Origin of the sequence: Microbulbifer epialgicus (genome assembly GCF_041447265.1) — a bacterium.
In the GTDB taxonomy this organism is placed as follows: domain Bacteria; phylum Pseudomonadota; class Gammaproteobacteria; order Pseudomonadales; family Cellvibrionaceae; genus Microbulbifer; species Microbulbifer epialgicus.
This window is the reverse complement of record NZ_JBGMEK010000109.1, coordinates 1-10,521: the sequence shown is the minus strand read 5'-3', so window position 1 is coordinate 10,521 and position 10,521 is coordinate 1. Positions and strand designations below refer to the sequence as shown.

Here is a 10,521-nt window from a genome sequence, read left to right as displayed (position 1 = left end):
TCGTTCAGAATGGACGCTTCATTATCAGAAACTTGAAAAGGTTTAGGTGTACGCATAGAAGATACATTATACGGACAATTCTCCATTAGTTACATTACTTTCCGCATGGATCACTAGGTGGAGGGGGCGAAGGTGGTCACTTGAGCTGCTTGAGAAACACATCAGGATCCGGGTGTGCCTGGAAGCAATTATGCCGATGCCATTGTGTTAATTACCACAATACTCTTCAAAATTGCTCGGGGTGTTCGTGAAGCCGGCCCTCTCTGCCAGTTCCCATGGTCGTTCACACGATTTAGTTTTATTGCACCAAAGGTAGCCAGCTGAACCTATACACCCATATTCATCCTTGTCGGAGCCAACAGCTGAGGCAGGGCTAGATACCTCCGCGTTTTGTGAGGAGCATCCCATTAGAGGTGTCATCAGGACCAAGGTGACCAGCCCCAAACTTTTCATCATAACAATCTCCATTAGGTTGATTCGGACGCCCATATTGTGGCTTCTATTGAAACGTACTAAAAAGTGGGAAGGAAAGAACACTGCGCTCGGAACCGTATGAGGCATGGATGCCGATTACGAGCTAACAGGGATGTATTCATAGCGCGTCTCGAGTGCAGTGTATTCTTTCCTTCTGATCCAGTAGTAGCGTAACAAAGTTCCCAGTACCCATATAACATTGCAATATGTGGTTTTCAAAGTGTAGGCGAAACCGGAAGTTTTAAAAATCCGAACTGTTGCCCAGTTAGATCTGACCTGTAGATTCTACCAAATATAATCCGTTACTCCCCCAGACAAAAGAGAAATACATGATAAGGCCTCGTAAAGCGTTGTGATCCTTCTCCAAATATGCTGGCTAGAAATTGTGGCATCTGTTGAAAGTATGCAGACAAAATTCATGAAAAATAAATGCTGCAAAGATTAGTATTCTTAATGCTAAATGAACCAGCCGTAAAATCAATTTAAAAAGTTTACTCATGCGCTCTCCTTTACATAACGCTCGCGGAAGCCGGAAAGACTATAGCTTTACTGCCCGCAATCGTTATGTATTTCGGCATAAGTTTATTTTGTGCGTAAGTAAAACCCAGAGCCCTCGGTGAGAAGAGGCTAAAAATTCATGGTTGTCGATATGATTCGCCAAACTTATTGTCTTCTTTTTGCTTCTTAGGACTTTTTAAAAAATAACGGAAGCTAGAATAGTTGGCCAGGGTTACACATTGAAGGCCACATGCTCGGCCGTGGGTGTCAGTAAGTCTACTATGGAGTCTTGGGTGAGACATTAAAAAAAGGGAAGGAAAGAATACGCTGTGCTCGGGACCGTATGAGGCATGGATGCAGATTACGAGCTTACAGGGATGTATTCACAGCGCGTCTCGAGTGCAGTGTATTCTTTCCTTCTGACCCAGTAGTAACTCCGTGTAGTGCGGGCCGGTAAGAGGTTTGCTTAAGCTGGTTGAAGAGAAGAAGGAAACGCTAAAAAAGGCTAGGGCACTATTGATGTCGGACTCGCTGAACAATTTTCGATAATCAAGCGATTGCAGGAGAGCCACCCTGTCCAGGCTCTTTGTAAGGTGTTTGATGTTTACCGCAGCAGCTACCGGGTTTGGCGCGATAGATCAACAGGGTCAAGGCCAGAAGAGCTGCGGTTACAGGTGCTGATTAAAACTACACTTAAAGCCAGTAACGGCTTAGCGGGGGCCTGCTCTATCGCGAGGATAGTAACACAAGGCGAAACTCCACTTAGCCGCTACTGTGCAAGCCGCCGGATCCAGCTGGGGGTTTCAGCAACTGCTATGGCGCTACCGCATGACTCAGAGCCTGAGCCGCCGTGGCAACTGCCGGGATAACGCATCAGCAGAGCGCTTTTTCAGAAGTTTAAAAGCCGAAGGTTGGTTACCGGAACTTCCCCGTAGCGAAACAGTTTATCAACGGTTACATTATCGGCTGTTACTGCCAAGTGCGGCCACATCAGCATAACGGCGGCTTGCCGCTAAATACGGCAGAAGAAAAATTCCGAGATGCTCAAAAAGTAGTGGCCAAAAATGCTTGATCACTACACAGCACCCCTCCCGAAGATTATAAGAATGATCACATCAATTGCTCGTAAGGCTTCCAATTTACGGGGTAAAAAATGGGGGCCTCGCAGTGCATAAAAACGGTTGCCTTTTCATTTAAGCGAACGAACATGTCAGGCTCTCTAGTAATGTTTGTGATTGTAACTCGACCATAGTGTGACTGGTAGTAGACATACAGCTCAACGTATCTAGAGTGTATAGTGGTAGATTTAACCTTGTCAGCGTGATTTGAGCCATCTTTTGCGATAGTTTTCATTCTAATGAAGTGGTCATGTAATCCTTTAAGGTCTGGACCAGTACTCCATTCCTCGCTTATTTCGGCTAAAAAGTCCAGAGCGTCATTTGAAAGCCAATAATGTTTACCATTATTTTGGTTTTTGTCCGAATAAAGTGCGTTCATTCGAGCCCGTTTTGCGGCCTGGTTGTCTACAACTTGTAGGGTGTACGTGGGCATAACATAGTTGGGCGCAACTGATTGTTTGTCGCTGAAAAAATATCGGTTCCTTCTATTCATTTGCTCCAACAGTTCCCTAAAACTTGGTGGAAAAGGCAGTGAGTCAATTTTTCCATTCTTATTGAAATTTGGCATGATATTCTCCTGATGTAATGAGTTATTGTCTTGCCAGGTGAATTTTAGGGCGTCTTTGGAGAGCCTGCGATTTAATTACATCCACAGGCTCACTCTCGAACGAGCCCTGACTTTGTGGGCTGCGAACATTAAAGCACTTCTACCAATTACGTTTTGTTAACCGTCACCAGCAATTTATGGAAGCTCCAGGGCATAGATATGCATTAGTGACAATACTGTCAGGTATAATTTATTTTTTGCATACCGTTCAGTGATAAAGAACTATACATTGCCAACGACTGAAAAGATGCAACTCATTTATCAAAATGGACGTGTTTTCAAACTATTTAACGTAACGATAGACAATTTGTGAATGAACAAGCTTTCAGCGATGCATAGTAACGCAGGCAGGGCGGCTGGTTGTGGCCAATGACAAGTATCAGCCAGTTTTCACCTGGGAGACATATAAGTGCATTATGTAGGGAGTGTTTCAGATATAAATATGGTATTGCTGAGGTGGATTACATTCGGTTAAATCTGGAGTTTATGCATTTCATACAAAGATTTGACTGCGTAGTAAAGGATCTAGCTATGGGCGTGGACGCGGTAATCCCGAACGTCTGGATCTGTGTGGGGTGCTTCAATAATTGGTTGTTCCGCCGCGATGACATTCAAACCGAGACCTGAAGATGTCACAAGTACGGGGTAAGAGTTTTACCATCTCACTCTATGGATATAGAGCAGATTCCGATCAAGGTATCAATAATGCTGTATCCAGACAGCTGCTTGATGTAAAGAAATAGAGTTCGACTATTTAGCAGATTAGCAGATCTGCACCTTGATCTTCTCTATCCCTCTTACCTCATTTCGCTCTGGAAGTTTTTTTATTTTATAGATTTCAGGGTCTGGAGTGTTTTATTTTATTGCTTGGCTTACTACAAAAGTGATTATAATTATAGACCCTTGATGTAATGGCAGGGTTTTTTATAGGGGTTGTTGACCCTCTCCAAGAGCTGAGTACTCGATTTTTTATTCTAAAAAGCCGACTAATATTAAAAAGTTATTGTATCGAGGGATTGTTCGCCCGCGTCAGTTTTGGGAAGTTGTGCATGAATTTAATCTCATAGTGATTGTCATCCACTGTTGAGATTTGTGAAAAATCTATCGGCGGTAAATAGTCAGAATGACCTCAAGTGAGTACTCCGACTTACCTTGCCGATCATGAAGAAGCATGACGCAATGAGAGTATTCATCTGATTTCATGATATGGGATCTTCCATCTGTACAAGAAATCTTTTTGGCAGGTTTTGTGTTGCTTGGTATGATGTTTGAGTTCAATAGAATTGATTATATGCCTTTATAGAAATGAATCTTACTGGTCAATTATTCTACCCGATCAGACTGGGATTAATTTGAAGTTACCTGAGGTGCCTATTTTTTCTCTTCTTGCGTGCGTCAAAAGTTAATTAATCTAAACTTTTCCGTATTTGCTGCTGGATCAGAAGGAAAGAATACACTGCACTCGAGACGCGCTGTGAATACATCCGTGGAGCTCAGAATCGGCATCCATGCCTTATACGATCCCGAGCGCAGTGTATTCTTTTTTTCCTCTTTTTTAGTACCTTCGTTGTGTTGCCTAACTAACCAGCAATAGAATCAAGAGAAATCTGACATGAAATGTAAGCGTTTTAAGGGGATCATTACGTCATCCCAGATGGCTGTATTTATTTCAAGCACCTTTATGTTCTCTCAGGCTGCTGCGGTAGACTGTTACGATGTCATAACAGCACCAACTATTTTGACTCAGGATCTGACTTGTGAGTTGACGGCGGAAAATCCTATTGCCCTTACTATTGTTGGTCCGTTTGGAAGCTTGTCTATGAATGGCCGGCAGTTAAATTGCATATATGATAGTGAAGATGAAGACCAGTGGGCGGGCATACTAATTGAGGGAGCCTCAGGACTTGTTAATGGTGGTGGCATAGTCGGTTGCCCTGATGGAGTACATGTTAAGGGGGCTGGATCCCACAGTGTCAATAACATGGAAATATTAGACTTTGAAGACGATGGGGTATTGGTTGAAAGTGATAATAATCTTGTTTCAGGGAATCAAATAATTGGCCAGGGATTGGCGATTATTGGAGATGGAGTAGATGCAAATGGTCACTTTACGACCATAGTCGAGAATTATATTGAGGGGGCGGGCGATGAAGGTGTTGAAATTGACGGTGAATATGTGAAAGTTATTTCAAATCATATTGTTGGAAGTGGCCAAGATGGAGTTGAGGTCGATGCTGATTTTGCTGTCGTGAGGGCTAATATTTTAGAAAACAATGGCAGTGATGGGGTAGAAATAGTGGAAGATTTCTCATCTGTGTCACAGAATTATGTATTTGGCAATGTGGATGATGGTATAGAGTTTTCTGGTGGGTCTGATAATTTGGTATCTCAGAATATAGTCGTCAATAATGGAAGAGTGGGTGAAACTGATTCTGCAGGTATAATAATCAGTAATGTAGGTAGTATTAATAATACAATTTTTGGAAATATTGCATTTGGGAATATTAATTATGATTTAAGAGATGAATTTGATCCAGATTGTACCGGTAGTAATAGTTGGTTAGCTAATACGTTTGGTACTGCGGACCCACCATGTTTGAATTAAGTGAGTACACTAAAAGACGGAGGGGGAGAATACACTTCACTCGAAGCCGTGTGGAGCAGGGGCGCCAATTGCGAGTAAATAGGAATGTATTCACAGCATGTTGAGCGAGAAGAGTATTCTTTATTCCCGACTCAGTGGTATCTTTCTAAACAGAATTTACTTAAAATTATATGCATTTAAACTGTCGTTCCATTTTTTATAGAGTGTATGTGTATTTTTAAATCTGCGATTTAATTGTGTGCAATTAATATTGCTATTTGACTTCCGGCATGGTGATCTTCAAGTTCAAAAGCCCATTGCTTAATGAATTTAATCAAGGAAAATCTTGGGGCTCTCTATTGAGAGTAGGCGTATATCTTTAGATCAGCTATGGAGGTGCTGGCTCAATGGCCAGAAAACTACAGAACAAAATTGCTATAGTCACCGGTGGTAACGAGGGATGTGCCTACTGCTTCTTTTATGCCTCCAAGGCGGTTCACCCGCTATATTGCCGGAGTTGGTGCTAGTCACAATATTCGCGCTAACTGCTGGCAGCCAGGGCAGATACTCAATCAGACTGTGATCTCCTCCGAAGATAGGCATGTTTTTGCCAGCTTCCTTGAACCCGTGCAGATGTTGATGGGGCCTGGGTACCTCCGGATGTTGCCAATGCCTCGTCCTCCTGGCATCTGATGAGTCACGCTTTATTACTGCGGATGGCGGTACGGTAGTAAAGGTATGAGATACACTGGATGAAGGTAGTCTGTTCAAGCGGCGCATAGGGTTGAGCGTCTACCGAAGTCCAGCTGTCTATTTATAATGGGCGTCCTTTTTTTCCTCCGGGACCGATTATGCCAAGACCCAAGTCCACAGTCTCATTGGACGAGGTGCATTGGGGTGCACTAAAAACCCTGTTTCCCTACCTGTTGGAGTTCCGCAGGGCTGTTGTCTTGGCAATCCTGTGCCTGATTGGAGCCAAGGTAGCTGGGGTTACCCTGCCATTTATTCTTAAGCATATTGTTGATGATTTGGATAACGCTGGTGGTGTAGCCCAGGCTATAGCGCTGCCACTGGGGCTTTTGCTGGCCTATGGCGCAGTGCGTTTTTCCAGCACCTTATTCGGTGAATTGCGGGACACTATTTTTGGTCGTGTGACCGAGCGTGCCCAGCGCCGGGTGGGGTTGGAGGTATTTCAACATCTGCATAAGCTGGATTTGGATTTTCACCTGGAGAGGCGCACCGGCGGTCTGTCCCGGGATATTGAGCGTGGTAATATTGGCATCGGCTTTCTGATGCGCTTTATGGTGTTCAATATCGTACCTACCCTGGTGGAGATCGCCATGGTGGCGGGGCTCCTTTGGTGGAATTACAGCGGCGTATTTGCCCTGGTGGTTTTGGCGGCGGTTATTATTTATATCGGCTTCTCCGTGATGGCTACCGAATGGCGCACCCGCTTTGTGCGAGAGCTCAATGAGGCAGAATCCCAGGCCAGTAGCCGTGCCGTGGACAGCTTGCTAAATTACGAAACAGTCAAATACTTTGCCAACGAGCGGCACGAATCCAGCCATTATGATAAGGAGCTTGCGATTTGGGAGCGGGCCCGGCGCAAGAATCGCATATCCCTGTTTAGTCTGAATACCGGTCAGGCACTGATTATTGCCAGCGGCATGTGTGCTGCCATGGTGCTGGCAGCAGTTGGGGTAGCTAAAGGGCAGATGACTATCGGTGATTTTGTCCTGGTTAACGCCTTTATGATGCAGATCTTTATCCCACTTAATTTCCTCGGGTTTGTCTATCGGGAGATGAAGGGAGCCTTGGCAAATATCGAGAAAATGTTTTCCCTGTTGGTAGTAAAGCCTGCAGTGGCTGATCAATCCGAGGCCCCGAAGCTACAAGTGTCTGAAGGGCGTATCGAATTTGAGCAAGTGCGGTTCGGTTATAAGGACAATCGAGAGATTTTGTGCGGAGTGAGTTTCTCGGTACTACCATGCCAGAAAGTGGCCATTGTCGGTGCTAGCGGTGCCGGCAAATCCACCCTCTTTAAATTGTTATTCCGTTTTTATGATGCCCAGGAGGGCAGTATCCGTATCGATGGCCAGGATATACGCACGGTCACCCAGGAGTCTCTGCGCCGAGCGATTGGTGTGGTGCCCCAGGATGCGGTGCTGTTTAACCAGTCGATCAAGGAGAATGTGCGCTACGGTCGGGTAGACGCTACGGACGAGGATGTGATGGCTGCGATTCAACACGCCCATCTATCGAACTTTGTCGAGCAGTTGCCCCAGGGAATGGATACCTTGGTAGGGGAGCGTGGCCTAAAACTTTCCGGTGGAGAGAAACAGCGGGTGGCTATAGCTCGAGCGCTGCTCAAAAAACCACCAATTATGATTTTTGATGAGGCAACCTCCTCTCTGGATAGTCGATCAGAACGCAGCATTGTCGCCTCACTACAGGAGATCGCCCGCGAGCAGACCACCCTGGTCATCGCTCACCGCCTGTCTACGGTCGTGGATGCGGATACCATTCTTGTAATGGATCAAGGAAAGGTTGTTGAACAGGGCTCTCACAGCCAGTTACTGGAGCAGGAGGGCCATTACGCCATGCTCTGGCAGATGCAGCAGCAGGAGCGTACCGATGACGTAGAGGTTGCCATGCCCTAGTGCCCTATCTTGATAAATGTGTCCAGCCCGACTAATGTGGCGCCGATACAAAAAAACGATAGGCAGAGCGATATGACCATTCCTTTTCAGTCCTCCAAGATCGCTGCCGCACTGTTGGCGATAGCGCTGGTGGGCGGCTGTAGCGAAAACAAAGAGGCCGAAGAAGTCACTAAAGACGAGGCCGAGGCCCAGATTGTTGAGTCCGAGACTGTAAGCCCGCCTCCAGGACAGACTGTAGAGGATGCAGACAAGCGTTTTGATATCTACGTACCGGTAGAACTCACAGCCAACTTGAGCAGCTTGAGCAATAACCAGCGCAAGATGATTGGCTTGCTGATCGATGCCAGCCAGATAATGGATCGCTTGTTCTGGCTGCAGTCCTACGGCCCCGCAGAAGTACTGCTGCCGGAAATCGAAGACAGCCGTGCGCGCAAGTTTGCCGATATCAACTACGGCCCCTGGGATCGGCTCAATGACAATAAACCGTTTATTGTCGGCTATGGCCCCAAACCTCTGGGCGCCAACTTTTATCCTGCGGATATGACCCGTGAGGAGTTTGAAGATTGGGATCAGCCCGGTAAAGATGGCCTCTACTCTCTGGTCCGTCGTAACGATGCCGGCAAGCTGGAGCTGATTCCTTACAATAAGGCGTATAGTGCGGAATTAAAGAAGGCCGCTGATATCCTGCGCCAAGCTGCTGCACTGGCTGATAGCAAGGAGTTTGCACACTACCTGACCATGCGTGCCGATGCGCTGCTGACGGATAATTTCCGCCCCAGCGATATGGCCTGGATGGACATGAAGGAAAATGAGATTGATGTGGTAATCGGCCCTATCGAGAACTACGAAGACCAGATGTTCGCCTACCGCACCGCTTATGAGTCTTATGTACTGTTGAAGGATAAGGAGTGGAGTGAAAAGTTAGCCAAGTTTGCCGCGCTCTTGCCTGAGCTTCAGAAAGGCCTACCGGTTGAAGAAAAATACAAATCTGAAGAGCCGGGTACCGACTCCGACCTAAATGCATACGATGTGCTTTACTACGCAGGCCACAGTAACGCCGGCTCCAAGACCATCGCTATTAACCTGCCAAATGATGAAGAAGTTCAGCTGGCCAAGGGGACCCGCCGCCTGCAGCTGAAAAATGCCATGCGCGCTAAGTTCGACAAGATCCTGGTGCCGATCAGCGATGTGCTGATTGCCCCTGACCAGCGCAAGCACATTACTTTCCCTGCCTTCTTTGCCAATACCATGTTCCATGAAGTGGCCCACGGTCTCGGTATCAAGAAAACTGTTAATGGCGGGGAAAATGTGCGTACAGCTTTGAAGGAGACCTCCTCCTCTTTGGAAGAGGGTAAGGCGGATATTCTCGGCTTGTATATGGTCACTCGCCTGCATGAGAAAGGTGAGATCGAAGATGGCGAACTGATGGATAACTACGTTACCTTCCTTGCCGGGATCTTCCGTAGTGTGCGCTTTGGCGCCGCAAGTGCGCACGGCAAGGCGAATATGGTGCGTTTCAATTTCTTCAAGGAGCAGGGCGCATTTACCCGTGACCCAAAAACTGGACAGTACAGCGTAGACTTCGAGAAGATGCAGCAGGCAATGACCAACCTGTCGCGGCTGATCCTCACCATCCAGGGCGATGGCAATTACGAAGAAGCCAAGGCTCTGCTGGCCAAGCAGGGTGTGATTGGCCCAGAACTTCAAGCGGACTTGGATCGACTGGCAGAGGCGAATATCCCTGTGGATGTTACCTTTATCCAGGGGAAAGAAGTGCTTGGCCTCAAATAATAAAAAAGGGTGCCCACCCGAAAAGCCCGGCTCCGCCGGGTTTTTTTTGCTAAAAATTTAAGTTTCGAAGTTGCTCTTCTAAATCATTTACATCAATTTTATCGCCCTGCAGACCCCATTGTTCGGTGTAAACGGGCATTAAAATAGTAATTTTTAGAGGTGCCTTTAATATGTCCCTTTGTTTATTGCCGTCGTATCGTATTTACTATTAAAAATAGTGAGTTTTCACTTTGATACAATGTAAAAAGGCAGTTACCGATATAAAAAATATTTTTTGGCACGAGAGTGTGGCTCATATTTTATATGTGGGTACACAAGGGTCTCCAGTTTGGCGTTAAGGCCCCGGCTTGCTTTATGGGAGCATTACTTTTAAATCGGCGAAGTGGTGAAAGATATACCACTGGGTCAGAAGGAAAGAATACTCTGCACTCGAGACGCGCTGTGAATACATCCCTGTAAGCTCCTAATCGGCATCCATGCCCCATACGGTCCCGAGCGCAGTGTATTCTTTTCTTCCCCCTTTTTAGTACGTAGGCTACAGCGGTTTAATAGTCTATCGGAGGTGAGTGAAATATCAGCTACTTCATTGGTGGCGGCGCTGGTCGATAAAAATAATACGATTTTTGCCCCCCGATTTACGTGGCTTTTTTAGGGTTGATAGTTCGATACTATGTACTCATAGTATGTAGGATTTGTATCCACTGCGCTAAAAGGAGTGTCTGGATTCTAGTAAAAATGGGAGACCCCCCAGCTTTGCTGGGGAGGCACGCATAGTTTGACAGTTCCAGA

General features: G+C 46.2%; 4 protein-coding genes and 1 pseudogene. 4 read left to right on the top strand and 1 reads right to left on the bottom strand.

Going from position 1 to position 10,521, the window contains the following annotated elements:
* Positions 1-1,758: 1,758 nt before the first annotated feature.
* A pseudogene (locus tag ACCI49_RS22040) lies at positions 1,759-2,044 on the top strand (IS3 family transposase); the annotation flags it as partial.
* Positions 2,045-2,082: 38 nt separating this feature from the next.
* Here the strand turns inward: ACCI49_RS22040 and ACCI49_RS22035 are convergent.
* The gene (locus tag ACCI49_RS22035) at positions 2,083-2,658 is read right to left on the bottom strand and encodes a hypothetical protein (RefSeq protein WP_371841389.1); all 576 of its coding nucleotides are present in this window, start codon (positions 2,656-2,658) and stop codon (positions 2,083-2,085) included.
* Positions 2,659-4,309: 1,651 nt separating this feature from the next.
* Between ACCI49_RS22035 and ACCI49_RS22030 the strand changes: the two genes are divergently transcribed.
* The 3 genes from ACCI49_RS22030 to ACCI49_RS22020 all read left to right on the top strand — a co-directional run bounded on the left by ACCI49_RS22030 (position 4,310) and on the right by ACCI49_RS22020 (position 9,732).
* Positions 4,310-5,302 carry a right-handed parallel beta-helix repeat-containing protein gene (locus ACCI49_RS22030; protein WP_371841388.1) on the top strand — a complete coding sequence of 331 codons (993 nt, stop codon included), beginning with the start codon at positions 4,310-4,312 and terminating at the stop codon, positions 5,300-5,302.
* Positions 5,303-6,132: 830 nt separating this feature from the next.
* Positions 6,133-7,941, top strand: a complete 1,809-nt coding sequence (locus ACCI49_RS22025) for an ABCB family ABC transporter ATP-binding protein/permease (protein WP_371841387.1) — start codon at positions 6,133-6,135, stop codon at positions 7,939-7,941.
* 72 nt (positions 7,942-8,013) lie between these two features.
* Positions 8,014-9,732 carry a DUF8614 domain-containing protein gene (locus ACCI49_RS22020; RefSeq protein WP_371841386.1) on the top strand — a complete coding sequence of 573 codons (1,719 nt, stop codon included), beginning with the start codon at positions 8,014-8,016 and terminating at the stop codon, positions 9,730-9,732.
* The last annotated feature ends 789 nt before the right edge of the window (positions 9,733-10,521 follow it).